The 26,483-nt window shown below is 66.9% G+C and carries 30 protein-coding genes; 15 read left to right on the top strand and 15 right to left on the bottom strand.

The genetic code is table 11. The features are described from left to right. Positions 1-11: 11 nt before the first annotated feature. The gene (locus D3226_RS03355) at positions 12-533 is read left to right on the top strand and encodes a MarR family winged helix-turn-helix transcriptional regulator (protein WP_202380978.1); all 522 of its coding nucleotides are present in this window, start codon (positions 12-14) and stop codon (positions 531-533) included. Positions 534-544: 11 nt separating this feature from the next. Beyond that, positions 545-1,372, top strand: coding sequence for an SDR family oxidoreductase (locus tag D3226_RS03350; protein WP_202380977.1), 828 nt, complete (start codon positions 545-547; stop codon positions 1,370-1,372). A gap of 88 nt (positions 1,373-1,460) precedes the next feature. Here D3226_RS03350 and D3226_RS03345 read toward each other — a convergent pair whose 3' ends face one another. From D3226_RS03345 to D3226_RS03335, 3 genes are all read right to left on the bottom strand, one after another. Beyond that, on the bottom strand, positions 1,461-2,039 hold the full coding sequence (locus D3226_RS03345) for a PACE efflux transporter (RefSeq protein WP_202380976.1): 579 nt from the start codon (positions 2,037-2,039) through the stop codon (positions 1,461-1,463). A 118-nt stretch (positions 2,040-2,157) separates the two neighbouring features. Further along, the gene (locus D3226_RS03340) at positions 2,158-3,060 is read right to left on the bottom strand and encodes an EamA family transporter (RefSeq protein ID WP_202381516.1); all 903 of its coding nucleotides are present in this window, start codon (positions 3,058-3,060) and stop codon (positions 2,158-2,160) included. Between the two features lie 2 nt (positions 3,061-3,062). After that, positions 3,063-3,623 (bottom strand): NADPH-dependent FMN reductase, encoded by a 561-nt coding sequence (locus D3226_RS03335; RefSeq protein ID WP_202380975.1) that lies wholly within the window; start codon positions 3,621-3,623, stop codon positions 3,063-3,065. A 112-nt stretch (positions 3,624-3,735) separates the two neighbouring features. Here D3226_RS03335 and D3226_RS03330 point away from each other — a divergent pair, with 112 nt between their 5' ends. After that, positions 3,736-4,632 (top strand): LysR substrate-binding domain-containing protein, encoded by an 897-nt coding sequence (locus D3226_RS03330; protein WP_202380974.1) that lies wholly within the window; start codon positions 3,736-3,738, stop codon positions 4,630-4,632. On the opposite strand, the gene D3226_RS03325 is transcribed toward D3226_RS03330, so the two are convergent. Both D3226_RS03325 and D3226_RS03320 read right to left on the bottom strand, forming a co-directional pair. Continuing rightward, complete coding sequence (locus tag D3226_RS03325; RefSeq protein WP_202380973.1) at positions 4,625-5,248, bottom strand: CueP family metal-binding protein; 624 nt, start codon at positions 5,246-5,248, stop codon at positions 4,625-4,627. The two genes, D3226_RS03330 and D3226_RS03325, sit on opposite strands and share 8 nt — an antisense overlap. 13 nt (positions 5,249-5,261) lie before the next feature. Continuing rightward, a complete protein-coding gene (locus D3226_RS03320; RefSeq protein WP_202380972.1) occupies positions 5,262-5,837 on the bottom strand; it encodes a TetR family transcriptional regulator in 576 nt (191 codons plus the stop codon). Positions 5,838-5,920: 83 nt separating this feature from the next. Here D3226_RS03320 and D3226_RS03315 point away from each other — a divergent pair, with 83 nt between their 5' ends. Then, the gene (locus D3226_RS03315; protein WP_202380971.1) at positions 5,921-6,490 is read left to right on the top strand and encodes an FBP domain-containing protein; all 570 of its coding nucleotides are present in this window, start codon (positions 5,921-5,923) and stop codon (positions 6,488-6,490) included. On the opposite strand, the gene D3226_RS03310 is transcribed toward D3226_RS03315, so the two are convergent. After that, positions 6,487-7,953, bottom strand: coding sequence for an MFS transporter (locus tag D3226_RS03310; protein ID WP_202380970.1), 1,467 nt, complete (start codon positions 7,951-7,953; stop codon positions 6,487-6,489). The genes D3226_RS03315 and D3226_RS03310 overlap by 4 nt on opposite strands. Before the next feature lie 46 nt (positions 7,954-7,999). Here D3226_RS03310 and soxR point away from each other — a divergent pair, with 46 nt between their 5' ends. Next, positions 8,000-8,461 (top strand): redox-sensitive transcriptional activator SoxR, encoded by a 462-nt coding sequence (gene soxR, locus D3226_RS03305; RefSeq protein ID WP_202380969.1) that lies wholly within the window; start codon positions 8,000-8,002, stop codon positions 8,459-8,461. A gap of 21 nt (positions 8,462-8,482) precedes the next feature. Here the strand turns inward: soxR and D3226_RS03300 are convergent, their stop codons facing one another. Further along, positions 8,483-10,735 carry a heavy metal translocating P-type ATPase gene (locus D3226_RS03300; RefSeq protein WP_420029079.1) on the bottom strand — a complete coding sequence of 751 codons (2,253 nt, stop codon included), beginning with the start codon at positions 10,733-10,735 and terminating at the stop codon, positions 8,483-8,485. Positions 10,736-10,934: 199 nt separating this feature from the next. Between D3226_RS03300 and D3226_RS03295 the strand changes: the two genes are divergently transcribed. From D3226_RS03295 to D3226_RS03285, 3 genes are all read left to right on the top strand, one after another. Then, on the top strand, positions 10,935-11,603 hold the full coding sequence (locus D3226_RS03295) for a hypothetical protein (protein WP_237462209.1): 669 nt from the start codon (positions 10,935-10,937) through the stop codon (positions 11,601-11,603). A 48-nt stretch (positions 11,604-11,651) separates the two neighbouring features. Further along, positions 11,652-12,356 (top strand): SDR family oxidoreductase, encoded by a 705-nt coding sequence (locus D3226_RS03290; protein WP_202380968.1) that lies wholly within the window; start codon positions 11,652-11,654, stop codon positions 12,354-12,356. A 74-nt stretch (positions 12,357-12,430) separates the two neighbouring features. Further along, the gene (locus D3226_RS03285; protein ID WP_202380967.1) at positions 12,431-13,354 is read left to right on the top strand and encodes a TIGR01777 family oxidoreductase; all 924 of its coding nucleotides are present in this window, start codon (positions 12,431-12,433) and stop codon (positions 13,352-13,354) included. On the opposite strand, the gene D3226_RS03280 is transcribed toward D3226_RS03285, so the two are convergent. Genes D3226_RS03280 through D3226_RS03270 form a run of 3 tightly spaced genes read right to left on the bottom strand, consistent with a single transcriptional unit; the run spans position 13,309 to position 16,614 of the window. Then, positions 13,309-14,667: a cryptochrome/photolyase family protein gene (locus tag D3226_RS03280; protein WP_202380966.1), complete on the bottom strand. Its 1,359-nt coding sequence runs from the start codon at positions 14,665-14,667 to the stop codon at positions 13,309-13,311. The two genes, D3226_RS03285 and D3226_RS03280, sit on opposite strands and share 46 nt — an antisense overlap. Next, the gene (locus D3226_RS03275; RefSeq protein ID WP_202380965.1) at positions 14,664-14,987 is read right to left on the bottom strand and encodes a hypothetical protein; all 324 of its coding nucleotides are present in this window, start codon (positions 14,985-14,987) and stop codon (positions 14,664-14,666) included. Before D3226_RS03275 ends, D3226_RS03280 begins: the two co-directional genes overlap by 4 nt. A gap of 16 nt (positions 14,988-15,003) precedes the next feature. After that, entirely contained in the window at positions 15,004-16,614 is a 1,611-nt protein-coding gene (locus D3226_RS03270) for a GNAT family N-acetyltransferase (protein WP_202380964.1), read from the bottom strand. 172 nt (positions 16,615-16,786) lie between these two features. On the opposite strand from D3226_RS03270, the gene D3226_RS03265 reads away from it, so the two are divergent. Together D3226_RS03265 and D3226_RS03260 are read left to right on the top strand one after the other, a co-directional pair. After that, positions 16,787-17,335 (top strand): YqeB family protein, encoded by a 549-nt coding sequence (locus D3226_RS03265; protein WP_202380963.1) that lies wholly within the window; start codon positions 16,787-16,789, stop codon positions 17,333-17,335. Further along, positions 17,332-18,189, top strand: a complete 858-nt coding sequence (locus D3226_RS03260; RefSeq protein WP_202380962.1) for a PaaX family transcriptional regulator — start codon at positions 17,332-17,334, stop codon at positions 18,187-18,189. The genes D3226_RS03265 and D3226_RS03260 overlap by 4 nt, the downstream gene beginning before the upstream one ends. Before the next feature lie 30 nt (positions 18,190-18,219). Here D3226_RS03260 and D3226_RS03255 read toward each other — a convergent pair whose 3' ends face one another. Continuing rightward, positions 18,220-18,756 carry a DUF1648 domain-containing protein gene (locus tag D3226_RS03255; RefSeq protein WP_202380961.1) on the bottom strand — a complete coding sequence of 179 codons (537 nt, stop codon included), beginning with the start codon at positions 18,754-18,756 and terminating at the stop codon, positions 18,220-18,222. 100 nt (positions 18,757-18,856) lie between these two features. On the opposite strand from D3226_RS03255, the gene D3226_RS03250 reads away from it, so the two are divergent. The 3 genes from D3226_RS03250 (at position 18,857) to D3226_RS03240 (ending at position 20,870) form a co-directional block, all read left to right on the top strand. Beyond that, entirely contained in the window at positions 18,857-19,603 is a 747-nt protein-coding gene (locus D3226_RS03250) for an alpha/beta fold hydrolase (protein WP_202380960.1), read from the top strand. A 188-nt stretch (positions 19,604-19,791) separates the two neighbouring features. After that, positions 19,792-20,436, top strand: coding sequence for an aquaporin (locus tag D3226_RS03245; protein WP_202380959.1), 645 nt, complete (start codon positions 19,792-19,794; stop codon positions 20,434-20,436). Further along, positions 20,328-20,870 carry a Fur family transcriptional regulator gene (locus D3226_RS03240; protein ID WP_337248911.1) on the top strand — a complete coding sequence of 181 codons (543 nt, stop codon included), beginning with the start codon at positions 20,328-20,330 and terminating at the stop codon, positions 20,868-20,870. Before D3226_RS03245 ends, D3226_RS03240 begins: the two co-directional genes overlap by 109 nt. Before the next feature lie 157 nt (positions 20,871-21,027). On the opposite strand, the gene D3226_RS03235 is transcribed toward D3226_RS03240, so the two are convergent. Then, positions 21,028-21,384: a DUF1801 domain-containing protein gene (locus D3226_RS03235; RefSeq protein ID WP_202380958.1), complete on the bottom strand. Its 357-nt coding sequence runs from the start codon at positions 21,382-21,384 to the stop codon at positions 21,028-21,030. A gap of 14 nt (positions 21,385-21,398) precedes the next feature. Further along, the gene (locus tag D3226_RS03230) at positions 21,399-22,028 is read right to left on the bottom strand and encodes a Type 1 glutamine amidotransferase-like domain-containing protein (RefSeq protein WP_202380957.1); all 630 of its coding nucleotides are present in this window, start codon (positions 22,026-22,028) and stop codon (positions 21,399-21,401) included. Between the two features lie 125 nt (positions 22,029-22,153). On the opposite strand from D3226_RS03230, the gene D3226_RS03225 reads away from it, so the two are divergent. Beyond that, positions 22,154-23,089, top strand: coding sequence for an AraC family transcriptional regulator (locus tag D3226_RS03225; RefSeq protein WP_202380956.1), 936 nt, complete (start codon positions 22,154-22,156; stop codon positions 23,087-23,089). A gap of 144 nt (positions 23,090-23,233) precedes the next feature. Beyond that, positions 23,234-24,478 carry an acyl-CoA dehydrogenase family protein gene (locus tag D3226_RS03220; protein WP_202380955.1) on the top strand — a complete coding sequence of 415 codons (1,245 nt, stop codon included), beginning with the start codon at positions 23,234-23,236 and terminating at the stop codon, positions 24,476-24,478. A gap of 101 nt (positions 24,479-24,579) precedes the next feature. Here D3226_RS03220 and D3226_RS15140 read toward each other — a convergent pair whose 3' ends face one another. Further along, positions 24,580-24,990, bottom strand: coding sequence for an InlB B-repeat-containing protein (locus tag D3226_RS15140; RefSeq protein ID WP_420029088.1), 411 nt, complete (start codon positions 24,988-24,990; stop codon positions 24,580-24,582). Between the two features lie 382 nt (positions 24,991-25,372). Next, complete coding sequence (locus tag D3226_RS14605; RefSeq protein ID WP_202380953.1) at positions 25,373-25,648, bottom strand: leucine-rich repeat protein; 276 nt, start codon at positions 25,646-25,648, stop codon at positions 25,373-25,375. Between the last annotated feature and the right edge of the window lie 835 nt (positions 25,649-26,483).

Below are 26,483 nucleotides of genomic sequence, written 5' to 3'. Positions count from 1 at the left end.
GAGTGCGAGGCATGGTGAACACGCCGCTCCGAGATGCCTACGATCCGGAGCTCTCGAAACCTGAGCCCACCCGGCGGCCGAGCACACGCGAGACCGGGGAGGTGCTCCTCGCACTCACCCGCCTCATCTCGCACTGGTCATCGCAGGAGATGCAGCGCAGCGTGGTCGGCGCATCGGGGATTACCCTCGACCCGGTTGCGGTGCGCGCGCTGTACCTGCTGGGCATCGCACAGGGCGAAACCACCCCGAGCAAGCTGGCAGACGACCTTCACCTCAGCCGCCCGTCCGCCTCGAAGCTCATCGCACGGCTCGAGAGCGTCGACCTCCTCGCCCGCAACGCGACACCGCACGACCGACGCTCGGTGTCGATCGGGCTTTCTCGGCGCGGACAAGAAATCTTCGAAAAGCTGTTCGGCGCCGGGGTCGCGATGATCACGGCGGCAACGCTTGATTGGGATCCCGAAGACCTCCGCACGTTCACCGCACTGCTTCCCCGCTTTGTGGCGGGGCTACTCGCAACACCACCACAGTGAAAGGAACACTCATGCCACGCATCTATGTTGTCACGGGAGCCGCTTCCGGAATCGGCAAGACCACCACGCAGTTGCTCCGGGAGGCCGGAAACACCGTGATCGGGGTCGACCTGAAGGGCGTCGAGGTATCCGGCGATCTGTCCACGCGTGAGGGTCGGATCGCTGCAGCAGAGGAGGCCACCCGCCTGGCGGGCGGCACCGTCGATGCGGTCATCGCGTGCGCGGGCCTCGCCATCCCGAAGGTGATCACCGCATCGGTGAACTACTTCGGCATGACCGAGTTCCTGGAGGCGATGCAGCCGGCGCTCACGCAGTCAGCTGCACCCCGCGTCGCACTCATCTCCTCAATGGCGTCATTGCAGCCGGTCGCACCACCACTCGTCGACGCGCTGCTCAGCGGCGACGAAGCCGCCGCCCGCGCGATCGCAGAGCAGCTCGAGGCCGATCCACAGACCGGCAACCTCATCTACTCATCCTCGAAGCAGGCGATCTCCCGCTGGGTGCGCCGCGAAGCCCCCACTGCTCGCTGGGCGGGCGCGGGCATCCCCGTGAACGCGGTTGGACCCGGCACGGTGATCACCCCAATGACCCAGGAGCTGCTCTCGAGCGAGGAAGGCCGACAGTTGGTGGACCGCTCCGTGCCGATGCCGCTGAACTCGCATCAGCCACCCGAGAGCATCGCCAACCTGCTGATCTGGCTCACCTCCGAGCAGAACACGCACTGCTGTGGCCAGACGATCTACTGCGACGGCGGCGCCGACGCAGTACTGCGTGGGGACGACATCTGGTCATGGAACGAGCAGGGCATCCGCGATACCTTCGCGAAGATCATGTCCTAATCCTCGGAACACACGACGCCGCGGGCGCGTGGTCGGGAGTCCCCGGCTACGCGCCCGCGGCGCATGGATGCCGCAGCGAGCCTGCGGCCTACTCGGCGTCGTGCGCCGCGAGCGCCGATGCCGGCAGCCCGAACACACGGTCAAACGCCCAGGTGTAGACCACCGTGAACACGAGGAAGAAGACGAGCAGTCCGCCCTCGAGCAGGATCGCCTCCACGAAGCCCAGCCCGAGCATGAACATGACGAGCGGGATCGTGAAGAAGAGCACCCCGCCCTCGTACCCGATCGCGTGGAGCGCACGGGATCCCGCGCCGCGACCCGTGGCGCCGGTGCGGCGCTCGATCGCCTCGAAGATGGTGTTCCAGACGTAGTTCCAGATGGTCGCGGTCGTGGAGAGCAGCACCGCGGTGAGCGTGGACTGCCCGCCGCCGTGGCCGAGCAGCGAACTCAGCACCACGACGGTGAAGAGCACGCTGAGGCCCTCGTAGCCGGCCACGAAGGTGACACGACGGAGCACGGGGTGCGCCTGGAAGAAGCGCCGCGGGCGCTCAGCGGAGCCGCTTCCCACGACGCGGTTCGTCGCGGTATCGACGACCTCGGCGATCGTGTCTGCGACGGTGGACAGGGACGGCGCGAGCGCGCTTGAGGTGTGGCCGGTGGCGGTCACGGTATCACTCCAGAGAGACCTACTGCCCGCGGAGCGCCCCCTTTGGACACTCACGCTATGCGCGGATACAGTAGCTTAACAATCATTTTGCAACTGATTTCGTTGCAGATCGAGAGTATCACGACTTTTTCCGTTGTGCATCACGTCCCCCGCCAAGCGCCCCGCCGAGCAGCGCCGCGAGCGTGAGCACCAGGCCCACCACCTGCCCGCCAGAGAACTCGGCGCGCAGCACGAGCACGTCAATCGCCACCGCAACCACCGGCGAGAGGAGGCCCAAGAACGAGGCCGCGGCAATCGATATTCGCCCGAGCCCGCCAAACCAGAGCGTGTACGAGATGAGCCCACCGAAGAGCGCCAGCCACAGGTAACCGCCCAGCGCGGGCGCATCAATCTGTGCGGGAACACCCTCGAACACCAGCGCGGGCACGAGGAGCATGAGCCCGCCTGCGGTCAGCTGCCAGCCCGTAAACGCCACGGCCCCCACTCCGGCGGGTCGCCCCCAGCGCCGGGCAAGAATCATGCCGAGCGCGAGCGAGACGGCGGTGCCGAGCGCCGCCAGGATCCCGATCGGATCGAGTCTCGCCTGCGGAGTCAGGGTGATGAGCGCCACCCCGATGACACCCAGGCCGCCGAAGGCCAGGCGCGCGGGCGCAACGGCTTCGCCGAGCATCACCCGCGCGAGCACCGCAACAATGATCGGCTGCAGCGCGCCCACCGTCGCCGCGACGCCACCGGGGAGCCGCTCTGCCGCAACAAACAGAAGCGGGAAGAACACCCCGATAAACAGCGCGCCGAGCACCAGCGACCGCCACCACCAGCGCCCCCGCGGCAGCACGCGCGTCGCCGCGAGCACCACGAGGCCCGCGGGAAGCGCCCGCACGAGCGACGCGAAGAGCGGGTGCCCCGTCGGCAGGAACTCGGTGGTGACAAAGTAGGTGGTGCCCCAGATCATTGGCGCAAGCGCCGTGAGTGCGGTCGCCGCGCCGCTCCCCCGCGCGGCACGAGTGGGCGCGGCAGTCATGCTCACGCGAGCACCGCTGCCCGAGCGTGGACGGTCACGTGCGCGAAGAAACGCTCGACCCAGGCGCTCAGGAACTCGCGCGTACCCGCATCGGCGATGCGCCCCGCGCTATCGAGCATGTCGTCGCGCCAGCGGAGGTACACCTCCGGCTGCGCGAGCGTCGGGGCGTCGAGAAACGCGAGACCGGCGCGCAATTGCTGCTGCGCCAGTGCGGTGCCAATCGTGCCGGGCGAGGCCCCGACGATGCCCACCGGAAGCCCCGCAAAGACGTTCTCCCCCCACGGGCGCGAGCCCCACTCAAGCGCGTTCTTCAGCGCAGCCGGGAGCGCACGGTTGTACTCCGGTGTCGCGATGATGAGCCCGTCGAGGCCGCGCACGAGTTCCTTGTACGCGACCGCAACCTCGGGATGCCCAGTATCCGCGTCGCGGCCATACAGCGGCAGCGTCGAGATGGCGATGGGCACGATCTCAGCGCGCTCACCGATGATGTGGCCGAGCGCCCCGAGCAGGGCCGTGTTGATCGAATCGCTCGCGATGCTGCCACTCAGCACTCCGATACGCATGGGTCTCCGTTTCCGCCCCAGCATCTCCGGGACAGTCCCATCTTCGGCGCCACCAGACCTATGAGTCCAACACATGATTGACATGAGATCAATCGTGATTCACGATTGATCCGTGGAACTTCAACAGCTCAGGTACGTCGTGGCGGTTGCCGAGACGAAACACTTCACGCGCGCGGCCAAGCAGTGCCACGTCGTGCAGTCCGCGCTCAGCCATCAGGTTGCCGCGCTCGAGCGCGAGCTCGGCTACCCCCTGTTCGCGCGGACGAGCCGCAAAGTGGCGCTCACCCCCGCGGGCGAGGCGTTTCTGCCACACGCTCGCGCCGCACTCGACGCGGCCGCACGAGCGGCTGCGGCGGGCGCGGCAGCCACCGGGGACATCCGCGGCACACTGACCATTGGCACAATCCCCACGACGGGAACCGTCGACGTGCCTGCGGCACTCGCGCATTTTCGCGCGCGCCACCCGGGCGTGCGGATCACCCTCCGCACGCACCACAGCGATCGCCTCCTCGAGCACGTGCGCGCAGGCCGCATCGACGTGGCGGTGCTCGGCCTGCCGGATCCCCAGCTGCCGGAGGAGGTGGGTGCGAGGCTCCTCGGGGACGAGGCCCTCGTGGGTGCGGTGAACCGGAGCCACCCGCTTGCGGGGCGGAAGCGAGTCTCGCTCGCGCAACTCGCGGCGGAGCCATTCGTCGATTTTCCCGCCGGCTCCCCCGCGCGCGAGCAGAGCGATCGAGCCTTTGCGCGCGCGGGAATCGAGCGCGAGGTGCAGTTCGAGAGCAGCGCGTTTGATTCGTCGCTCCGGCTGATCGAAGCGGGGCTCGCCGTGGGCCTACTCCCCACGATCGTGGCGCAGCGAGAGGCACACCGGCTCGCAACCTTCGCCGTGACGCCCGCACCGCGTCGACACGAGGTGCTCATTTGGGACGCGTTCAACCCGACCCCCGCGGCCGAGCGCTTCCGTGAGATTCTGCTCGCGCAGCTGGCCTCGGGCGCCGCGGCTAGCTGAGCTGCAGCGTCGTGATGCAGGTCGGGTCGTTCGCCCCCGTGCGCACGGTTTGCACGCCGGTATCGCCGTCGGCGGTGATCTCGATCGTGAACTCACCATCGCGCGGCAGCCACACCCCGGCGAAGCCATTGTCTTCGGTCGTACGCGCCTCGTCAACAATCACGTCTCCGCTCGCGGCGTCAGTGATGCGCAGCTGAATGTCCGCGTTCTGCATCTCCCCCAGGCACGAGGTGGGCACGTGGAACGTGCACGGATGCGTCTGGGCACGATACGGCGCGACCGAGAGGTAGAACTGATCGCCCGCAACGGGAAGCACGAGTTCGCCCGGCTGCTCAGGCTGCACCTTCACCTCCGTGGGCATCACCTGCGCCACGAAATCCGCAGGGCGCTCGGCCACCGGCAACGCCTCCAGGCCCTCCACGAGCGCGACGGGGTCGCTCGCATCGATACCCAGCTCAGCGAGCACGGCGGCGGCGCCAGCTTCCTCGGCCGAGACCTCACCGGAGGTGGCCGGCTGCTCCGCGGCACCGGCCGCTGAGCAGCCGGCCAGCAGCACGATTGCGGCAATCGCCGAGCCAACAAGAGCGGGGCGCACGCGCGCGACTGAGATACCCATACCCCGTATCGTGTCAGTTCTCGCTGAGTGCGCCCTGCGTATCCGACGCCACCGCCCGGCCGCCTCCCACGCCCACAATTGCGGCGACCCGCTCGGTCCCGTAGCGATCCGGAGCCACGCGCCTCATCCCCGCAAGGCCGATCCCCAGGAGCACCGCGCGATCCGCTTCGGCCTCCGTGAGACCGGGATCCGCGCCGCGAAGCGCGTCAGTGAGCTCGGCGACCGTGCCAGCAAAGACGCCCGCGAACTCGGGCACACGGAGCGCGTGCGCCCACGCGTCTGCCCAGAGCCAGAGCTCGGCCGCTCGCGTCTCGTCCAGGTGGTTTGCGAAGAACTCGGCAACTGCGCCACCTCCGGGCTCGGCGACCGCGGCTGTGAACTCCGCAAGGTTCTCGGCGACGTAGTGCCGCCAGGCGAGCCCGGTGAGCTCGGTGACCGAGGTGAAGTGCTGATGCACGAGCCCGGGCGACCCGCCCACCGCCTGCGCGACCGAACGGGCAGACACAGCCGCGAAACCATCCGCGCGAATCACCTCGAGCGCAGCACCAATCATCGCCTCGCGACGCGCTTCTCGGGGCAGGTAGGCCATCGTTCCTCGTTTCCTGAGTGGACGGATCCAGACTAGCGAGCTAATCTGTACGACTGTACAAATTGAACCGAATGGAGGATCTTGTGCCCCCGCACACCCTGAGCGAGCTGCGCGCCGCGCTCGGCAATATCGACGAATCCACGAGGCGCACCGTGCGCATGACGAGACACCCCCTGCGCCCAGCATGGGGTGAGCGCGACTACATTGGCTGGCGCGACCCCAGCGCGCCCCAGCGTGGCTACCTCTTCACCGCGCACGGCGGAGCCCTCCGTGGCATCATGCTCACCACCACACGCACGCGCACCGCGGCGGGCCGCGCGGTGATGTGTGAGCTGTGCCGGATCCCGCGCCGCTTCGAGCAGGTGTCCCTCTTTGTTGCGCCGACCGCCCTCGCGGAGCGGCGCATGTCGACGCTCGGCACGTACCTGTGCGTGGATCTCGACTGCAATGCCCGCGTCAACGCGCTGCGCCCACTCACGCCGCTCGACCCGCCGGCCGACGAGCTCGTTGCCGCGCACCGCGCGGAGCTCGCCGGCCGGGCAGCGGGCTTCGTCGACGAGGTGCTCGCGCTGGGCGCGGGGCACGCGTCCCCACACCAGCGCAGCGGGGCACGCGAGACCCGCTCGGCAGGTGAGTCCGGCTCGGCCCGCTAGGGACGCTCGGCCTGCGCGCGGCGGGAGGCGCGCGTTGCCGCGAGCGCGGTCGCGATTCCGAGCGCGGTGAGCGCAGTGAGCCCGAAGGCAAGCCAACGGGCAGAGCTGAGCGGCCCATCCCCCAGCGCGATGAGGTTCCCAGCGAGGGCCGAGGTGAGCGTGAAGGCGATCAGCTGCGTGGTGCTCACGGCGGCGGCCGCCTTCGCACCCTCGCGCTCGTCGCTACTGCTCATCATCGCGGCCACCGAGAGGTGCGGGAACGCGAGGCCGATGCCCGCACCGGCGATGAACAGCGCGAGCGCCCACGCGAGCACAATCGGGATTCCGGGCTCGGCAATTTGCAGCAGGCCATACGTGCAGAGGCCACCCGTGAGAAGCCACGGCGCCACGCGAATCAGTGTCGGCACGCGCGCTGACCCCGCCCCGACGCTGAACAGCTGCGAGGCGACCCAGCCGAGCGAGAGCGCACCGCCGAGCAGCCCGGCCCCGAGCGGCGTGAGCCCGCCGATCTGCTGCGCGAAGAGCGGCACGAAGTTCTCCACCATAACGCCTGCGCAGAGCGCGGCAACCGTGAGGTACACCCATTTCAGCGACCCGCCCCGCGCGTAGGCAAGGCGGGGCAGCACGCCGTTTGCGTGGCGCGAGTCGAGCAGCAGGAACGCCACGAGCAAGAACAACCCACCGCCAATCGCCACCGCAACAAGCGGACCGCCGAGGCGCGAGCTGAGACTCAGCGCTGCCGCGGCGGCCGCGAGCGTCGCGATGGGCACGAGCGGCACGGGAGCCGGGCGGTGCGGCTCGCCGCTCGGGTCGGCACCCAGCAGCGAGGCAGGAAGCGCCCGCACGGCGACCGGCAGGAGCGCGAGCGCCAGGACCGCGAGCGTGCCGAGTGCGGCCCGCCACGCAGCGAACTCCGCGAACGCCCCGCCAAGCACGGGGCCGACAAGCGTCCCGACGCCGAACATCGCAGAGATGAGTCCGGTCGCCCGCGTCCACAGCGCCGGCGGCAGCGCGCCACGGATCACCGCGTAGCCGAGCCCGGTGAGGAGCCCCGCCCCGGATCCCTGGATCGCACGGCCGAGCACGAACTGCTCCATCCCCGCGGAGAGCGCGCTCACGCCGGTGCCGAGCGCGAACAGCGCGAACGCGAGCGCATAGGCGCGGGCGGGGCCAGCCCCGGCAAGCAACCGGCTGACCAGCATGGTCGCGACCACCGCGGTGATGAGGTAGGCGGTGGCGGCCCACGCGAAGTACTCGGCACCGCCAATATCGGCCACGACCGTGGGGAGGAGCGCTGCGGTGAAGTAGAGATTCATTGCGTAGAGCCCCACGCCACTCGCCAACACCGTCACGGCGGGCGCGTGCGCGCGACTGAACAGGTCGCGCCAGCTGCCGGCGCGCGGAGCCGGACGCGGCTCGGGGTGCGGCGGTTCGGGGGAAGAAGTCTGGTTGGTTTCAGTCACACCGAGTACCCTAAAACTTCAAGTTCACTTGAAGTCAAGGAGCACAATGCGCACGAGCCCGAAGGATCTTCTCACCGTCGGCGAGGTCGCCACCCGCGCGGGCATTGCCCCGAGCGCGGTGCGGTACTACGAGGCGCAGGGACTCATCAGCTCGGTGCGCACGGCAGGGAACCAGCGCCGCTACCCGCGCTACGTGCTCCGCCGGATCGGGATCATCCTCGCCTCGCGCCGCTTCGGTGTGCCGCTCAGTGAAGTCGCGGAGGTGTTCGCGGATCTGCCCCACGACCGGATGCCCGGGAAACAGGATTGGCGGCGCATCTCTGAAGCGTGGCGCGACCGGCTCGAGGAGCGCCGTCGCGAGCTCGAACTCCTCGAAGCCGAGCTCACGGGGTGCATCGGGTGCGGGTGCCTCTCACTAAACACCTGCATCGCGCTCAACCCCGGCGACCGACTGGCCGCCGAGGGACCGGGACCGCGGCGCATCGGCCACGATCCCGATCCCGAGTAGACCGCCGGAAATGCGGTGCGCCTAGCGGGAGGCCAACAGCGACTCGTCCCCCTCCGCACGCGCCGGCGACGTCGCGCCCGCGCCCCCGAGAATCTCTCGCGTCACCACCTCCGGGCGCAGGTCGAGCCTGCGCAGCAGCTGCGCGTTGAGCGCAACCACGATGGTCGAAAGCGACATCAGGATCGCGCCGACCGACATCGGCAGCACGAAGCCGATGGGTGCGAGCACGCCCGCAGCGAGCGGCACTGAAATGAGGTTGTACCCGGCCGCCCACCACAGGTTCTGCTGCATCTTGCGGTAGGCCGCCTGCGACAGGCGGATCACCGACAGCACGGAACGAGGATCGTCACTCGCGAGAATGACCCCTGCGGAAGCAATCGCCACGTCGGTGCCCGCGCCGATCGCGAGCCCCACGTCTGCCTGCGCGAGCGCGGGTGCATCGTTCACCCCGTCGCCCACCATCGCGACGCGGCGCCCCTCGGCCTGCAGCTCCTGCACCTTGGCCGCCTTGTCCTCCGGACGGACGCCGGCGAACACGCGGTCAATCCCGAGGTCGGCCGCGACGGCGTGTGCCACCGCGGGTGCGTCACCCGTGATCATCACCACACTGACGCCAAGCTTATGGAGCGCGGCAACCGCGTCCCGCGACTCGGAACGAATCTCGTCGCTCAGCGAGAGCGCGCCAATCACCGCACCGTCACGCAGCACGTGCAGGATGATCGCGCCGCGCTCGCGCCACGGCTCGACCGCGGCGAGTTCCTCGGCGCCCTCCTCGGACAGGAGGTACGGCCCACCCACGCGAATGCGAGCACCGTCGACCGTTGCGGTGACCCCCACCGCCGGGGAGGAGGAGAACTCGGAGGAGACGGGAACCGTGAGTCCCCGATCCCGCGCCGCTCGAACAATCGCCTTTGCGAGCGGGTGCTCGCTCTCCGACTCCGCCGCTGCGGCGAGCGCGAGCACCGCGTCCGCGTCGAGCCCACCGTTCGCGTCGGCGAGCGCAACCTCCGAAACCGTAGGCTCACCCTTCGTGAGTGTGCCGGTCTTGTCGAAGAGCACCGCGTCAACCACGCGCATGCTCTCGAGCGCCAGGCGATCCTTCACGAGCACGCCGCCGCGAGCGGCCCGCTCCGTCGCGATGGACACCACGAGCGGGATCGCGAGGCCCAGCGCGTGGGGGCACGCGATCACGAGGACCGTGATGGTGCGCACGACCGCCTCGTCAGGCATGCCGAAGAGCGTCCATGCGATCGCAGTGATCACCGCGGCGCCGAGCGCGAACCAGAACAACCACCCGGCGGCGGTGTCCGCAAGCCGCTGTGCACGCGAGGAGGAGTTCTGGGCGTCGCTCACGAGGCGCTGAATGCCAGCGAGCGCGGTGTCGTCGCCCGTTGCGGTGACCTCGACGCGCAGGCCGGAGTCGGTGGCCACGGTGCCAGCGGTGACGTAATCCCCCGGCTCACGGGTGACCGTGCGTGATTCGCCGGTCACCATCGACTCGTCCATTGCGGCGCGACCCTCAACGACCCGACCATCAGCGGGCACGCTTGCGCCCGGCCGCACGACGACCAGGTCACCCACCCGGAGGTCCGCTGGGGCAACGACGACGATCTCGCCGTGCTCCACGCGCTCTGCAGTGTCGGGCAGGAGCGCCGCGAGCGAATCAAGCGCGGAGGTGGTCTGCGCGAGCGAGCGCATCTCCACCCAGTGCCCCAGCAGCATGATGACGATGAGGAGCGCCAGCTCCCACCAGAAGTCGAGCTGGTGGTCGAGGATCCCCAGGCTGGATCCCCAGGAAGCGAGGAAGGCGACCGTGATGGCGAGGCCGATCAGCAGCATCATGCCGGGTTTGCGCGCACGGATCTCGTCGACTGCGCCGACAAGGAAGGGGCGGCCACCCCACACGTACATGACCGTGCCGAGAATCGGCGACACCCAGGCGAGCCAGGGCCAACTCGGCAGCTCGTAGCCGAGGATCATGGCAAACATGCCCGAGAGGGCTGCCGTGGGAACGGCCAACACGAGCATGATCCAGAAGAGGCGGCGGTACTGTGCGACGTGGTCGCCGTGCCCGGCGTGGCCCCCGTGACCGCCGTGCGCGTCGTGCCCCGCGTGCGCATCGTGTCCAGCGTGCTCATCGTGTCCGGCGTGCTCGTCATGCCCCGCGTGGGCGTCGTGCCCGGCATGCTCGTCATGCCCGGCATGCGGATCGTGCCCGGCATGCATGGTGTGCCCTGCGTGCGGGTCTGGCGTGGGCGATTGGGTGTCGGTCATCTTCGTCCCCTTTCCGTCGCACCAGTCACAACCGGTCGACGTCACCTGCAACCATATACCCCTATGGGGTATTCCGCATTCGAGCATATGAGTTTCGTTGTGCGCAATTCTGCCCCGCGGGGCGCGGTGCCGTCCACCCTCCCCTGTGCCTCAGCTCGGATATGGTTATGGACACCCCGCCCCCTTCCCAGGAGGATCTGTGAGTCACCCATCGCCGCGCAAGCGCGCCCTCAACGTCGCCGGAATCCTCGTCGGCATCGCCGTGATTGTTGTGGTGATCTGGCTCGACGTCGCGACCGGCATCTGGCAGGAGCTCGTCGTGCTCTCGGGTCTCGCTGCCGGGCTCGTGACCTCGCTCTTCACCGTGCTGGTCGTGGACAAGGTGGTTGCGCGCTCGACCGCACGCCGCTGGGCCCCGGTCACCCGCCTTGCGCTCACCGAGTTCCTCCACGACCTGGCCGACGACGATGAGAGCGAGATCGCACGCGGGCACGTGGTGCCCCGCTCAATCCGCGGACTGGATCCCGATCTCGACATCACCGGCTGGGGCACGGAGCTGAGCGCGCTGCGCGATCAGGTGGTCACGGAGCGCAAGATCCTCTCACGGGCCCTCAGCCAGTGGGTGGAGTTTCTCGCGGCGAGCGCGGACACCGCTGACATCCTCCGCAGCGTTGCGGATATCGCCCTGCAACTCGACCGCGTGCGGGACCACGCGCTCGACCTCGAGCTCACCCCCACCGCCGCGGGCCGCGCGAAGCTCACTGCCGAGATCGAGGCGTGCAACGCGCACTTCACCGCCCTCGTCACCGAGCTGGAAGACCAGATCGCGGCGACCGACGCGGATGTCGAGCGCGCGGAACGCGACTGACGGGCTGATCCCAGCCGCCGAGGCAACGCCTGTGCCACACTGTGGGCCATGCGCATTCTGATTGTCGGCGCGAGCCGCGGCCTCGGTAGAGCACTCTTCGACGGCCTGAACGCCGATGGCCACGAAGTGTGGGGTGTGGCGCGCAGCCTCCCCGCAGAGGCGAGCTCGCCCACACGCTGGATCGCCGCCGACTTCGCCGACCCTCGTCAGGCGGCAGACGATGTTGCGGCTGGTGCTCCGGCTGAGCTCGACGTGGTGATCTACAACCTAGGGATCTGGGAGCCCGCCGCATTCAGCGACGCCTACGAGTTCGCGGCGGAGCGCGACGAGACTACGCTGGGGCTGCTCGCGGCGAACGTGGCCGGGCCGCTGCTGGTGCTGCAGCGGCTCCTCCCCCGACTATTGGCGGCAGGGCACCCACGCGTCATCCTCACCGGGTCGACCTCGGGCCTGCCCCGCAGCGGGCGCCCGGAGCTCGCTTTCGGAGCGTCGAAGACCGCCCTCAACGGCATCGCCGATGCACTGCGCGAGAGCTACCGCGCGGAGCATCTCGCGGTCACCACCCTGCAACTCGGCAACCTCAACACCGACGACGCGCTTGAGGTGCCGCGCGACGAGGCCGCAACGCGGGGCGCGGGCACCCTCATCCCCGTGCACGACGTGCTGGCAATGGTACGCAGCCTGCTCGGCCTCTCCGATGCGTCATTCGTGCGCGAACTTGTCCTCCCCGCGATCCTGGATGACCGCTTCTAGATTCGCGGGTACGCTGGCTGTCACTGGGGCGCCGTCGCCGCACCGCGGCCACAGCGCGCACGGAGGAGGGGTCCATGCAGCGTGAACGAGTCATCATTGCCGGAGCATCGGGGTTGATCGGTGGTGCGCTCAGCACCGCACTCCGAGCCGACGGAGTTGCCGTCGAGCGGCTCGTGAGGCGCGCTCCCCGCTCTTCAGACGAGACGGAGTGGCGGCCCGGGGACGCCCCACTCGATCCTTCGCGGCTCCGCGGCGCTACTGCGATCGTCAACCTGTGCGGTGCGAGCATCGGGCGGCTGCCGTGGACGCCTCGGTACCAGCGCCAGCTTCGCGACTCTCGGCTGGGCCCCGCCCGCACAATCGCGGCGGCCGCGAGGCAGCTCGGCGACGAGGCTCCCCTCATAGTGTCTGCCTCGGCGGTGGGGTTCTACGGAGACCGGCCGGGCGAGCAGCTCACGGAGATGAGCGGCGCAGGCACCACCTACCTTGCCGGGCTCACGGTGGAGTGGGAGCGCGCGGCGCGCGAGGCCGGCGACACCGTGCCGCTCGCGTTCATTCGAACGGCGCCGGTACTGCACCCCGAGGGCGTTCTCAAGCCAATGATCACGCTGACGCGCTTCGGCCTCGGCGGACCACTCGGAAGCGGCCACCAGATCTGGCCGTGGATCTCACTCACCGACGAGGTGCGCGCCATCCGCCACATCATCGAGCACCGCCTCACCGGCCCCGTGAACTTGGCGGGTCCACAGCCCGCGAGCGCGAACGAGATCGGCCGGGCTCTGGCGCGCGAGCTGCACCGACCGTTTCTCGTGCCCGCGCCGCGGTGGGCACTCCGCCTCGGGCTCGGCCGCGCCGCGGCGGACTCACTGCTGCTCTCTGACGCGAACGTTGCGCCGACCGCCCTGCTCGCGTCCGGCTTCACGTTCACCTCAGAAACCGCGGAGGATGCCGTTCAGCGTTCCCTCTCGGAGCCCACGGGCGCCACCCCACGCGCCTGATCGTAGGCGGCAAGTGCGCGTGCACGGCTCGAACGGAGATCCACCAGCTCCGGCAGGAGGAGACTCTCGGGTGCCCACCGCGAAACGTACTCGCCGCTCGGATCGAAACGCTGCTGCTGCGTCAGCGGGTTGAAGATGCGAAAGTACGGAGCCGCGTCGGCCCCGCAGCCGGCCACCCACTGCCAGTTGAACGGGTTGCTCGCCGCGTCCGCATCGACGAGCGTGTCCCAGAACCACGCCTCCCCCAGGCGCCAATCGATGAGCAGGTTCTTCGTCAGGAAGGATGCCGTCACCATGCGCGCCCGGTTGTGCATGAAGCCCGTCTCCCATAGCTCACGCATCCCCGCATCGACGAGCGGGAAGCCGGTCTCACCTCGCTGCCACGCGAGGAGCTCTGCGCCGGGCTCCCGCTCCCACGGGAACGCATCGAACTGCGGGTTGAGCCCCCGCTCATGGAGGTCAGGGGACGCGAACGCGGTGTGCCAGGCAAACTCGCGCCAGCCGAGCTCGGAGAGAAACATCCCCGCGTCCACCCCGGCGGCGAGCGCCCGGTGCCAGACAGTGCGGGGGCTCAGCTCGCCCCAGCGCAAATACGGTGACAGCTCTGATCCCGATCCCGCGTCTGGGAAGTCGCGCTCTGCGGCGTACCGGCGTGCCCGCTCGCCCAGGAAGCGCTCGAGCTGCGCCTCCCCTGCGGCCTCACCGGGGGTCCAGCGTGCGGCAAGTCCGCCCGCCCAATCGGGCGTTGTGGGGAGCAGGCCCCACGCTCCCAGCGCATCGCTGCGCGGTTGCACACTGGCCGGGATCAGCGTCGCCGGTGCGGGGATCGGCGCAGCGGGCGGCGAGTTCGAGAGGCAGGCGCGCCAGAACGCGGAGTACACCCGGTAGCCCGTGCCTTGCGCCGTGACCACGGATCCCGGCTCAAAGAGCACGCCACCCGTGAATGAGTGAGCCGCGATCCCCTTCTCCCGCAGCGTCAGCTTGAGCGCTGCATCGCCCGCTCGCTCGGCCCCGTATCGCCGGTTCCACAGCACCCGGGCCGCGCCGCTCTCTGCGGCGAGCGCGGGAATCTCTCGCGCAGCCGGTCCGCGCCGCAGCACGAGCGGCACGCCGAACTCGGCGAGGCGATCGCCGAGCGCCGCAAGAGAGTGGTGCAGCCACCACTTGGCCGCCCCGCCGAGGGGTCGCGCACCCGGGGATTCCTCGTCGAGCACGTAGGCCACCACAACGCCCGCGGGGTCCTCGGCGGCCGCGGCAAGCGCGGGATGATCGGCGATGCGCAGGTCGTCGCGCAGCCAGACGAGCGTGGTCATCGCTCGGCGCCCGGCTCCGCGCGGCCGCGCCGCACCGCACGCGTGCCCCGATCGAGGGCCCAGAGCGAACCGGCAAGTGTGGCCACGCCCAGCACAAGCGGCAGCCAGGAGGCGAGGCCCGGCAGCAGGTCGGTCGCAAGCACGATCGCCCCGAGCAACACGACCATCAGCAGCGCGGGCAGGAGCATCGCCTGGCGTGCGCGTTGCACCTCACCATGGTTCAGCGTCCCACCGGCGTAGAGAACGCGCAGGTAGCGCACGAACGCCACGCCCACGACGATGAGCCAGAGCGCTGCCGGCCACATTCCCCAGTGCGACATTGAAACCTCCCTGCGCTCAACAGTACTTTGCGTACGTGACCGAGCGGTCGCGCTCGGCAAAACCAAGCCGTTCGTACATGCCGAGCGCGCCGCTCGGGTTCGCTGCGTCAACGTCGAGCACTGCGCTGCCGAGCCCGGCGGCGCGGTAGGCGTGAAGCACCTCGGCAATGAGCACCGAGGAGAGCCTATGACCCCGCCAGTCGCGCACCACTCCGACCGTGCTCAGGTAGCCGAACGGACCGCCACGGAGCGCGAACTCGGCTCGCTTCACCTCGCTGAGCGCGAGGCCCACCACCCGATGCGGGTCGCGCAGCGTGCCCCGCCCCGCGACGGCCAGGCGCGAGAGCGCCGGTGAGAACTCAGCAAGCGCTCCCTCGTCCTCCCATTCCCGACGAGTGATCGGGTGGAATCCAAAGTGGTCACGGAACGCATCATTCACCGCGGCGCGCGTGCGCTCCGAGTAGCGGTCCGAAAACGGGATGAGGCGCACACCCTCGGGCGCTTCACGGCGAGGCAGCTCTCCCTCGAGCGTGCGTTCAAGTTCGTACCACCAGCGCACCGGCCCGAATCCGCTTCCCTGCGCGAGTGCCGCAAGCCCGGGGTGTGCCACACGGCCGCCGAGACTCAGCATGGCGGGGAGCGCGCTTGCCGATTCTGCAAGCAGCTGACGTCCGCGGGCCTCCTGCCAGGCGAGGAGCGCGCGCCCCACGCCACGGCGGCGGAGCGCGGGGTGCACCATCCCCTCAAGCGACACCTCGAGCAATTCCCCACCCGTCTCCGCTGCGGGCTCAGCATCGGGCAGCCGAGCCTCCCCGTAGGCAACCGCGCGGCCCGAGGCATCGAAGGCGATCATCGTGTCTCGCACCGGGTCAAACCGCGCTCCCCGGAGGCTCAGCGCGATGTGCTCCTCAGTGACCGCCGCCCGGGGATGGTCGAGCAGCCCACAGACCCGGCTGAGTTCGGCGAGCTGCGGAACATCTCCTTCCGTGACCGGCCGCCACCTCAGCGGCCCCTCCAGCACCTGATCCGGGAGCGCGGGCAGCCGGTCGGGGGCGAGCGCACGAGTGCGGATTGGGATCCCGCTCGCCGCGAACGCCCGCGCGTAGAGCTCACGCACCACGATCGCCTTCTTCGCGTTGTACTCCATGGGCCGCGCAGCTCCCGCGGCCGCGGCGACGCGCTTCGCGTCCGCGTACCGCTCGCGCTCGGCGGGGTGCCTTCGCAGCCAATCACGGAAGAGGCGGTGTCGAGCGACCTCTGCAGAATTTGGCCCGTACACGTGCAGGTTCACTCGGGGAGACGCGAGCCGCAGCATGCGGTGTTCCTCGAACTCGGGTTCGCGCACGCGCAGCGTATAGCCCAGAGCCTCGAGCGCGGGCACGTAATCGGACTCATTGTCCGGGTCCGGGACCGTGAGGTCGATATCAATCACGTCCTTCGCGGCGAGGCCTGGGACGGCGGTGGAGCCGACGTGTTCAATCTCTACGGCTCCTGCGCCGAGCGCTCCGGAGATGTCGCGGGCGAGTACCTCGTAGCGGTCAGCCCAGAGCGGGGAGAACGACACGATCTCAATCGACTCCGGCTCGCTCGGACCGCCCACCCGGGGATCCTGCGAGGGGTTGCCCATCGCGAAAGTCAGCGATTCCTGCGGGGAACGAGCTGTGCACTGTGCGCCTCCGTTTGGTTCGGTGGGAGCTCAGATCCTCCCGACACATCAACAAAGTATCTAGAATTAAACGACCGTGTCAATTGTGATAGATTGGCAATCACCTCACCCCGCGCCACACGAAAGGGCCCACATGTCCGACACTCGCACTCCCACCGTGCTCACGATGACGCCCGGCACCAAGGCGGTCGTGTGGCTGTTCTGCGTGGGCGCAGGCGTGCTCCTCGGATTCGTCCTGCCCTGGCTCCTGCAGTACGTAGCCAGCTGGCCCCTGCCCTACCTCGACGTGCTCAAGTTCCTCGCCTCATTTGATGCCCCGGCTATGGTGTTCGGCCGCCCCGCAGTGTTGGGCGCCGTGGGTCTCGTGATCGCCCTCGTCATCACACACGAGAGCGCCACTCTCACCATCAGTGACGAGCGCATCATCGTGCAGACGGGGGATGACGCTCGCACCATCGCCCGCGAACTCGTCGGCGGGGTGTACCGCACCGGCGGCAAGGTGCGGATCGAGTCGGAAGCGGGCCGAGTCCTGTTCCACGACGACGTCGAGGGCGGCCGCACCGCAATCGCCGCCGCCTTCACACGCCACGGATACCCGTGGGAGGGAACGTCGCTCCCCCACCGAGGGGATGCCGCTCACGCGCCTGCGTCGCGCGCCAACGCTCCGGAGGCCGCGGCGTGATCACGGATCAGGATCAGGATCAGGATCGCCCGGCCCCGCACGCAATTGCCGTGTCAGCACGCACGGTGATCGAGGGCTGCTTCTCACCGGCCGGCACCGCCGAGCTTGCCACGGTGTACGACCTCGGGCTTGCAGTCGGCCTCTCCGAACAGACCGTTCGGCTCACTATCCGGCGCATGCAGGCTGTGGGTGAGCTCCGTCAGCTCGGACGCGGCCGGGCCGGCACGCTCGAGCGCACCGTCAGCGGCGCCGAACGCGTGCGACTCGAGGCGCGACTCCTCGCGTTCGCGTTCGCCCATGACGCGGGAAGCGCCCCGTGGGATGGGCTGTGGCACATCCACGCTTTCACGGTGCCCGAGGCGCGACGTGCCGAGCGAGACGCACTGCGCGGCGCACTCACCACGCTGGGTGCAGCGCAGCTCGTCCCGGGCGTGTACGTTTCTCCGCACGAGCTGCGACCAGAGCTCGAACACATGGTCACCCCCGAGCTCGTGGCCGAGTTCCTCATGACCGCAACGAGCGCAGCCCTCGAGGTGCCGGGCTGCGCAGACGCACGGGCGATCGCCGAGCGGCTCTGGCCGGCGGCACCGACAGTAGCCGCCTACGCCGAGCTCGAGGCTGTGCTCGCCTCGCCAGACCCGGGCACGGACCGCCCGATCGATGTCGCCGCGCGCGCACTCATGCTCGCCGAGGGATTGGATCGCGCGCTCGCGCAAGACCCGCTACTTCCGCCTGAACTACGCACGGCGCCTTGGCCGCCGGTCGCGGCGCGCGCCGCGTTTCTGGGCGAGTGGCAGGCGCTCGAGTCCCGGGCGCCCGACTTCCCTGTGTTCGCGGCGTACGACACCGAGTAGGTTTCCGCCCCACGGTGCGCCGCGAGCGAATCAAGGGAGGCGGATCATCCTCGCGATCCCGACAATCACCGAAGCCACCATGCCAATTCCGGCCGCCGCGACAAGCCAACCGAAGTTCAGATTCGCGACGGTGCTGAGCGGAATTCCGGCGAAGAGCACCGAAGAACACAACAGCACGCCGACCATCATCTGCTCGCCATTGCGATACTGCTCCTGCGCGTTCGATTCGGTGATGACCGCGAGGTAGTTGAACCAGGCGGGGTGACGCGACACCCACGCCACGCCGAGAATCACTGCAGCACCAATGCCGAGCACCAGAAAGATGCTCGACCTCGGGCCCCAGCCATCGGCCTGCCCGGTAATCCCAAAGTGCACGGGAATCTCCTCGGGCAAATGAGGGTAGCTCACGAGCGTCGCCACGATCGTGGCGGCCATGATGCCGACCGCCACCCAGCGCAACGTTCGCGTGACGGGCCCGGTCGTGTACGTGCGCGCGGGTCGCGCCAGCGATCCGCCCACCGCGATGGGGCCGGTCTCGGGACTCTGCTCGGGGCTCGCGTCGCTCATCCCCTCCACCGTAGCAAGTCACTTCAGAAGGTTGCAGTCTCCTCCGTCACCCCGCGTCACCCCGCGTCTCCGCGGGCTTCGGTTCGCTAGGGTGAACAGCATGAGCGGGATGGAACGGCGCTATCGCACGGACGAGTTCGAAATGGCGTTCACCGACACCCCTGGGCCCGCAGGCCAAACCTTTGTGCTCATCCACGGGATCGGCATGGGGCGCGTCACATTCGCCGGAGTGGCAGAGGAACTCGCGGGCCACGGGCGCGTGCTTGCGGTCGATCTCCCCGGATTCGGGGACTCCCCTGAGCCGGGCAGCGAGACAACCCTGGAGGAGACCGGCGAGCGGGTCGCGCAATTCATCCGGGCGGAGGCTCCCGGCCGAGTGATCCTGGTGGGGCACTCGATGGGCACGCAGATCGTCGCCGAAGTCGCGCTCCACCATCCGGATCTCGTGGCCGGCCTCGTGCTGATCGCCCCGACGGTGAACCGGCACGAGCGCACCGCGGTACGGCAGTCTCTGCGGATGCTGCAGGACCTCGCAGGCGAGACCCCAAAAGTCATCTTTACCGGGCTCTGGGAGTACCTCCACACCAGCCCCCGCTGGTTCATCGCGAAACTGCGCTTCATGTTGCACCACCGCCTCGAACTCATTTGCCCGCGGCTCACCACCCCCACGCTCGTGCTGCGCGGGGAGACGGACCGTGTCTGCCCGCGAGGCTGGGTGCGTGAGGTAGCCGACGCAATCCCTCACTCACGCATGGACGAGATCGATGGGCGTGGACACGAGGCCATCATCAAGAGCCCCCAGCCCGTCGCGTCGCTGGTCCTTGAGTTCAGTGCACCGCTTCACTAGCGGCACTTTTCCATCCTCTCAGGAAACATTTTCCCAGTTCGGGAGCGACTTTCGAGCGGGATCGATCCCAAGCTGAAAATTCGCCGATCGGCCAGTTTCGTGCCGCTGGCTACTGTTCACGGGTAATCATCTGATGAATCGCTCCGGTCTCCGCCGGGTGGTTCACGCCCGAGAGAAAGCCTGTTCCCGTGCTCACTGCCGTCCGCAATGTCGCCGCCGAAACCCTCGGCACGTTCTTGTTCGTGTTTGCCATCATCACCGCGATCGCGAATGCCGGGGCGCTCACTCCGTTTGCGGTGGGCCTCGCCCTGATGGTGCTGGTCTACGCATTTGGTCATATCTCGGGCGGACACTTCAACCCCGCCGTGTCGCTCGGCGCCCTGGTGCGTGGCGCACTCGGCCTCCGCGACTTCGCGTTCTACGTGCTGGGCCAGGCGATCGGAGCCGCGCTCGCGGTCGCACTGGCGGCGCTCGTTGTTCCACGCGCAACCGCAGCGGTCGAAGTCGAACTGCTGCCCGCCTTCATCGCTGAGCTTGTGGTGACGTTCACGCTGGTGACGGTGGTGCTCAACGTAGCGACCTCGCGCGACCATCCGAACAATTCCTTTTACGGCCTCGCGATCGGCGGCACGGTGCTCGTCGGCGCGCTCGCAGTCGGGCCGGTGAGCGGGGGCGGGTTCAACCCGGCGGTCGCGCTCGGGCTCGCGCTCAACGGCACCTTCGCCTGGTCGAACTTCTGGCTATACCTGCTCGCGCCGCTGCTCGGTGGTCTGCTCGCGGGGCTCGTGTTCCGAGCACTCAATCCGGAGGACCGCATCACCCAGGAGGCGTAGCCCTGGACGCCACTGCTCCTCACGCACGTCAGCTGCGCGCTCACGGTCTGCGGGTCACCGCAGGCCGTGAGGCTACGCTCGCGTTTCTCGCCGCGCACCCGCACAGCTCGGCGGCGGACATTCATCGCGGCCTGTCTGCCCAGCTTCCGTCCCTCACCCCGCAGTCGGTGCACAACATCGTGCAAGACCTCGCCGGGGCGGGCATCCTGCAGCGCATCAGCCCGCCCGCATCGAACGCCGCGCTCTACGAGATTGCCGACGAGCACGCCCACCACCACGTGCAGTGCGTGCGCTGCGGCCGCGTGGTGGACGTGCCGGCTTCAGAGCCCACTGGCCACGTCCAGTCCGCAGATAGTGCTCACGGGACGGGCATGACCATCATCGGGGTCGAGGTGACCTACCTCGGGGTGTGCGCTTCGTGCAGCACGCCGTAGCCGCACGCCACTCCCACTCCCGCTCCCGCGTCCCTCCCCGGATCCGGGTCAGTTCGGCAGGGTGTCGTGAGTCTCAATCCGCCGACACCGTGCCCAACTGACCCCGATCCGGGGGGGGGCAGTTCAGGAACTGCCCCACGACCCCAGGCGGAACGCCTCAGAGCATCTCCCACGCCAGCGCAAGGTAGTCAGCCACGCGCTTCTCAGAAATGTCGGTGACGTGCGTGAGTCGCACGTGCTTCCGGCCCGATCCTCCGCCCGCACCCACGAGGTGCCCGTGCGGGTTTGCAAGGTGTGCTGCGCCGTTGATCTCCACGCTTACGTGTTTCTTATACGCGTAGATCCCGGCGAACGGTACCCCATCGCGCAGGTAGTGCAGGCCGCCATACTTAAACATTTCTTCCGCACTCGGGAACGTGGAGCGGACCATGTCACGCAGCCCTGTGACGACAGAAAAACGCTCGTCCCCGTCTTCTTCAAGACTCACCAAGAACCTGTCAATTCGATCATCCATGCTGGGGCTCTTGCTCAGTAGCTCGTTTCTGAGGGAATCACTTCGGGGACGCCGTCCAAAACCTGCAATGCCTGGGCATCCTCGAGGAGCGTCAGCGAAAAATTCTCACCGAACTGCTCAACGATCCGCGCGATCAGTTCGGCCGGATACGGAGGCAGCTTTCCGTCCGCGTGCGGAATAATCACGGACTCGAAGAAAGCTAGCCCAGCATCACCTTCAAGGTCCGGCGCAAGTGAGCGGTTGTCCATGAGCTCCACTGGCGTGACTGACTCCCCAGCAACGATCGCTCCTGCACTGCAGCCGATGTACGGCAACCCCGCGTGCACGCGTTCGGAAAGCACCTCAGCGGCGCCGCTCGAACGCAGAGCGTCGAGCAACAGGAATGTCTCGCCACTCGCAACGTACACTGCGTCTGCGCGGTCAAGCACCGAGGCGAACCCTTCGGGTGCCATGCCTCTCACGCGCACGTCGATGAGCTGGTAGCCGAATTCAGCGATACCAGCACGTTCCGATGCAGCGAACGGCATACCGTACGCAGCATCGTCAATATAGGCAATGCGCAGTTCGTTCGGCGCCAGGCTTGTGCTCCGTTCCAAAAACTGCGGAACAGCCCCTGGATCGAGCGAGAGCAAGAGAAGATTCATGCTTTCTAAGCTAACCCAGAGGCAAGACATTCGAGCGGTGCACACCGATTCTCGAAAGCGAGACACCCCGTCGGCAAACTTTGCTGCCTATACTCACAAGAATCGCGGGAAACAGGAGGGCAAAGATGCTGAGCTGGGAAACGATGTCCGTGCCGCCACACGAGCAGTTTAGTTTCTGGCGAGAAGGCATCTGCCGTACATTCGTCGAACTGCGACCTGAAGCGGCCAACACACGCGCAGGCTTTCCGTCGAGGGTGGTGTCGGCCCCGCTGAACACGGTGACCCGCGCTTGGATAGATTCAGTTCCACAAACAACCATCCACGGCCCCAAGGAGGTGTCGGCCTCTGAAGGGCCCTACTTCTTCGTAAACGCCCAGATCACCGGCACCTGTCGAGTACAGCAACGAGGCAACGACGCCATCGCCGGACCTGGACAACTCGTCGTGCTCGACACGTCCGAGCCGTTCCGGCTTGAACATCGCTCGGACTGGAGCATGTTGTCTTTTCGCGTGCCACACCCCGAACTGGATGCGCGTTTACCTCAGGAGCGACGGGGTGTTGGGCTTCCATTCGACCGAACAGGCGTGGGTGCCGTCGCCGTGGATGCGATGCGGTCGCTTTGGGAGTTGGGCAGCGCCACTCCGGCTCGATCTATCGGCGAGCTTGAGTCGGCGTTCCTCGCCGTCGTCTCAGCAGCGCTCCTGTCTGTCGGGCAGACCGCACACGCAGCGGACCCAGTGACTCGTCGAGCTCAGATACTCGCCCACGTGTCGCGTCGACTCGCTGATCCCACATTGTCAGCTCAATCTATAGCGCACGCACTTCACATGTCTGTTCGCACGCTCCACACCGCATTCGAGGGAGGCGAAGAGACTTTTGCAGTGGCCCTCAGGCGTCTTCGCATGGAGCAAGCTGCGCGGATCTTGACAGGCTCGGAGACCACGGTCGGAGACGCCTCACGTGCGGTGGGCTACGAAGACCCTGCGTCGTTTTCACGGGCATTCCGGCGAATGTACGGCGCCTCGCCGATTGAGTTCCGTCGAGAAGTCACGAAATTCTGACGCCGCTCCATCCAACCGCACAAACTGCACAGCAGAACTGCATACTCTGCCGCGCCGAGCTGAAGCATACGAAATAGCGTGTGGCCAGAGGTCACTTCAGTCGCCTGCCTGATGTGACTCAGCTTTCTCGAGGAGGAGAATCAGATGGCCGTATCATTCACGCTCAGCGATCACCAGAAGCAGCTCAAAGCCGCCGCCCGTTCGTTCGCTCGGACGAAGCTTCGTCCACTCATGGAAAGAGTCGAAAGCGAACGCGACCCGCGCACACGGGCACTGTTGCTGCAGCCTGTGTTCGCCGAGGCCGTTTCTGAAGGTTTCTTGCGAGGGTTGATCCCGGCCCCGTTCGGAGGAACGGCTTCCAACGGTGTTGACGCTGCGATCCTCATCGAAGAATGGGCCGCCGAGTCACCCGACTTCTTCATCTCTTTCGCAGGTCCACTCATTGCGCTGGGGCCCGTTTACGAGGCAGGGACCCCTGAGCAGATTTCTCGTTTTGTCTCACCTTTCCTAGCAGATGAAGGTTCCCCGGTCGCGGCGATGGCATTTAGCGAGCCAACGGGCAGCGCCAATTTCGCGGCTGAGACGCCGGCTGCCGGCATCAGAACACACGCCGTGCTCGATGGTGACGAGTGGGTCATCAACGGCCACAAAGCCTGGGCGTCGCATCTTCCCGGCTGGGACGGCGATGGCCCCGAGATCATGACCATCACTTGCCGAACTCAGGCGGGTGTCTCCGTGATCGTGGCGGAACGGGAACAACTCGCGGGACGTATTGAGGTCGAGGAATACTACGACCTCCCCGGCCTGCGGGGAAGCCTCACGACAAGGGTTCACCTCAAGGATGTGAGGGTGCCTCACGCAAACCTCATTGGTTCGGAGGGAGACGGTGTTCGCCTTACACTCAACGCTTTCATGGCCAGCGGCGCCTCGATTGGCGCTTTTGCGACGGCTTCGGCACGGCAGGCATGGTCCATTGCGTACAACTTTGCGCGCGAGGAAGCGCGCGGGGGACTCTCGCCGATTATTGATCACCAAGCAGTATCAGACGTTCTCGCCGACACGAAAGGCAAGATTGAGGCCATGCGTCTCCTGTCTTGGCGGGCACTCGACGCAGTCATTGCCCAGGATCCCGACGGGCCCGAGCTCGCTCTACACGCGAAAATCTTCGGCTCTGAAGCTGCCGTAGAAGTCATCACAGCGCTTGTCAAAATTGTCGGCGTCACAGCGTATGACACTGGTTTCCCGATTCTGCACCACTTGCTGGACGCGATTGCTTATCCCATCATGGAGGGCAGCAACACTGGGGTGCGACGGCGGCAGCTGCAGAGGATCTTCTCAGCTCCCGACTATGATCCACTCAGCGCTTCAGGGCTCACTGAAATCGGCTGACCAGAAAGTCAAGTGACGACTGGCTGCCCTACAGCGGGGCACTCAATTTCGAGTGCCCCGCCGCTTTTCCGAAGGTCTCACTTCGTGCCAGGCTCGCCTATTCACTTCGCCCCGGAGGGGCTGGCGGCAAGCGATCTAGACCCGGGGTGGGTGGCCGGGGCCAGCGTCACGCACTGAGTTCCGTTCTCGCTCGAATCCACTTGTACACCAGGAAGCCGCCACCCACGGCGATGAGCGCTGGCACGAGGAGCAGAGCATACTGTTGACTTCTCCGCCGGCTTTTCCCAAGGGACGGGCCCTCCGGGCGACCGGTTGTCCTTCACTCCCGGGCAGGAAGCAGAGGCATCGCGCCACGTGGCATACAGAGTCATCTCTTCCATCACTCGGCTGGTGTAGTCGAAGACATCAGCTCCGTCAGTTGAAATCGACCAACCAATGAATTCGAATCCGTCCTGCTGAGGCGCTGCCGGCGCCGTGAGAGCGCCGCCCAAGGCGACAAGCTGAACTTCAATTGCGCTCCCACTCCCCGTTCAAAGCTCGCTGGGCGCTCAGATGCAGTTCGGTATCCCAACCAAGTGGAGAACGTGAACCCACTCGCCCCGCACACAAAGTGGAGCGTAGCATCGCTCGTTGAACCAAATGTTGGGGGTTCATTCGGGTCGTCTGAGTCGGCCGCTATCACGCTTGTCGGGGCGGCACCTTCAAACCAGATGTGGGCAAGTTCGTCGTTGCCTTCGAACGCTCCGGCTCCTATCGATCCCGCTGAGGCGGGTATCACGACGCTCTTCAACGTGCTGTACGTAAAGGACCAGCCTCAATACGCTTCAGACTCTTCGGGAGCACGATACTTTCAAGCTGGTGGGCCTGGAGTGCCGTCATCGAAATCTCAGTGAGTCATTCAGGGGAGGTGAGATGCTCCAACTGATTCCCGAAAAACGCGCTGAAGTCGATCGTTTCAATCCCCTGCGGGAAATCGAACGTAGTGAGCTGGTTGAGATACAGCACGCCAGCCCCAATGCGTGTGACCGAGCCTGGGAGGGAGACGCTCTTCAGTCCGTTCTTGTCGAGTGAATAATGTGCAACCGCTCTCGCTGCGTACTCGATTCCCCTCGAAGAGACGCTGGTCAGGATCGCCGAGTCATTGCCCTGACTTGAGTCGTCATTCTTCACCACAGCGGTACTACCGAGGGCGGACTACGTCAATTTCCGGAGAAAGCGTCAGTCTTGAGCATTTCTGCATCGCTAGCGCTGCTCACAGCGAGCCTCTCAAAAGTGTCGAGGCCTTCGGAACGGTGGGGGTGAGCAGAAGTTAGTTCCTCGATAGGCAGTGGTGATGCCCATGGCCAGAGTTCCCCGCCCCTAGAAGAAAACACGACGCAATGCCTCGCTAGTCCTGAGCCAGGCGGGTTGTGATCGTAATGCGGGGTTGATTCGGGACGCGCGATCGGAGCGGCCGGGACGGACTTTTCGGTTTCGCTTCAAAAGGGCACGCGGCCTGCAGAGGGAAGCGAAACACTCGAGCACTCCAACAAAAGAACCCCCACGAGTAGAAGCCTCGAGGGGGTTCGGTGAAGGTGTAATATTCCTTCGTGGCTCCGACCGGCATCGATCCGGTGACCTTTCGATTTAGAAATACACCATATCGAGAGATTGTGCGGGATGCCAAGAACTTCGCTTTATGCAGATCAGATTTGCATTCTGATGACTTCCCCTTATTCCAACTACCAAAGAATATGCGGGATAGATGCGGGATAACCGCCAGTTTCCAGGCACCAGGACAAGAAGGTTCCGGGGTCAAGCATTTCGGCTTGCTTGGACCGAAGGGCACAGAGAGCGGACCCGCAAATTACGCACGACATCGGAAGCTGATTGGACTCATTATTTTCATTCATGCTTCTAGATGCGGAAGGCCGCGCAGTTGCAGTCCCAATGCCCCGCTATTCCTGACAGGAATAACGGGGCATGCGCATCTCGACCCGCTTATTCCTGACAGGAATAAGCGAAG

It is taken from the genome of Leucobacter chromiireducens subsp. chromiireducens (assembly GCF_016758255.1).
Lineage (GTDB): Bacteria > Actinomycetota > Actinomycetes > Actinomycetales > Microbacteriaceae > Leucobacter > Leucobacter chromiireducens.
Note: the sequence above shows the minus strand (reverse complement) of the source record. Positions and strands in the feature narration are given on the sequence as shown.

Excerpts from the sequence above, each read along its gene's own strand:
- D3226_RS03290 (WP_202380968.1), top strand. The coding sequence starts at position 11,652 with ATGCGCATTCTGATTGTCGGCGCGAGCCGCGGCCTCGGTAGAGCACTC.
- D3226_RS03325 (WP_202380973.1), bottom strand. The coding sequence starts at position 5,248 with ATGGGTATCTCAGTCGCGCGCGTGCGCCCCGCTCTTGTTGGCTCGGCG.
- D3226_RS03335 (WP_202380975.1), bottom strand. The coding sequence starts at position 3,623 with ATGCGTATCGGAGTGCTGAGTGGCAGCATCGCGAGCGATTCGATCAAC.
- D3226_RS03230 (WP_202380957.1), bottom strand. The coding sequence starts at position 22,028 with ATGAATCTTCTCTTGCTCTCGCTCGATCCAGGGGCTGTTCCGCAGTTT.
- soxR (WP_202380969.1), top strand. The coding sequence starts at position 8,000 with ATGCGCACGAGCCCGAAGGATCTTCTCACCGTCGGCGAGGTCGCCACC.
- D3226_RS03320 (WP_202380972.1), bottom strand. The coding sequence starts at position 5,837 with ATGGCCTACCTGCCCCGAGAAGCGCGTCGCGAGGCGATGATTGGTGCT.
- D3226_RS03340 (WP_202381516.1), bottom strand. The coding sequence starts at position 3,060 with ATGACTGCCGCGCCCACTCGTGCCGCGCGGGGGAGCGGCGCGGCGACC.
- D3226_RS03225 (WP_202380956.1), top strand. The coding sequence starts at position 22,154 with ATGCTGAGCTGGGAAACGATGTCCGTGCCGCCACACGAGCAGTTTAGT.
- D3226_RS03250 (WP_202380960.1), top strand. The coding sequence starts at position 18,857 with ATGAGCGGGATGGAACGGCGCTATCGCACGGACGAGTTCGAAATGGCG.
- D3226_RS03355 (WP_202380978.1), top strand. The coding sequence starts at position 12 with ATGGTGAACACGCCGCTCCGAGATGCCTACGATCCGGAGCTCTCGAAA.
- D3226_RS03265 (WP_202380963.1), top strand. The coding sequence starts at position 16,787 with ATGTCCGACACTCGCACTCCCACCGTGCTCACGATGACGCCCGGCACC.
- D3226_RS03300 (WP_420029079.1), bottom strand. The coding sequence starts at position 10,735 with ATGACCGACACCCAATCGCCCACGCCAGACCCGCACGCAGGGCACACC.
- D3226_RS03280 (WP_202380966.1), bottom strand. The coding sequence starts at position 14,667 with ATGACCACGCTCGTCTGGCTGCGCGACGACCTGCGCATCGCCGATCAT.
- D3226_RS03235 (WP_202380958.1), bottom strand. The coding sequence starts at position 21,384 with ATGGATGATCGAATTGACAGGTTCTTGGTGAGTCTTGAAGAAGACGGG.
- D3226_RS03220 (WP_202380955.1), top strand. The coding sequence starts at position 23,234 with ATGGCCGTATCATTCACGCTCAGCGATCACCAGAAGCAGCTCAAAGCC.
- D3226_RS03350 (WP_202380977.1), top strand. The coding sequence starts at position 545 with ATGCCACGCATCTATGTTGTCACGGGAGCCGCTTCCGGAATCGGCAAG.
- D3226_RS03285 (WP_202380967.1), top strand. The coding sequence starts at position 12,431 with ATGCAGCGTGAACGAGTCATCATTGCCGGAGCATCGGGGTTGATCGGT.
- D3226_RS03255 (WP_202380961.1), bottom strand. The coding sequence starts at position 18,756 with ATGAGCGACGCGAGCCCCGAGCAGAGTCCCGAGACCGGCCCCATCGCG.
- D3226_RS03270 (WP_202380964.1), bottom strand. The coding sequence starts at position 16,614 with ATGGGCAACCCCTCGCAGGATCCCCGGGTGGGCGGTCCGAGCGAGCCG.
- D3226_RS03275 (WP_202380965.1), bottom strand. The coding sequence starts at position 14,987 with ATGTCGCACTGGGGAATGTGGCCGGCAGCGCTCTGGCTCATCGTCGTG.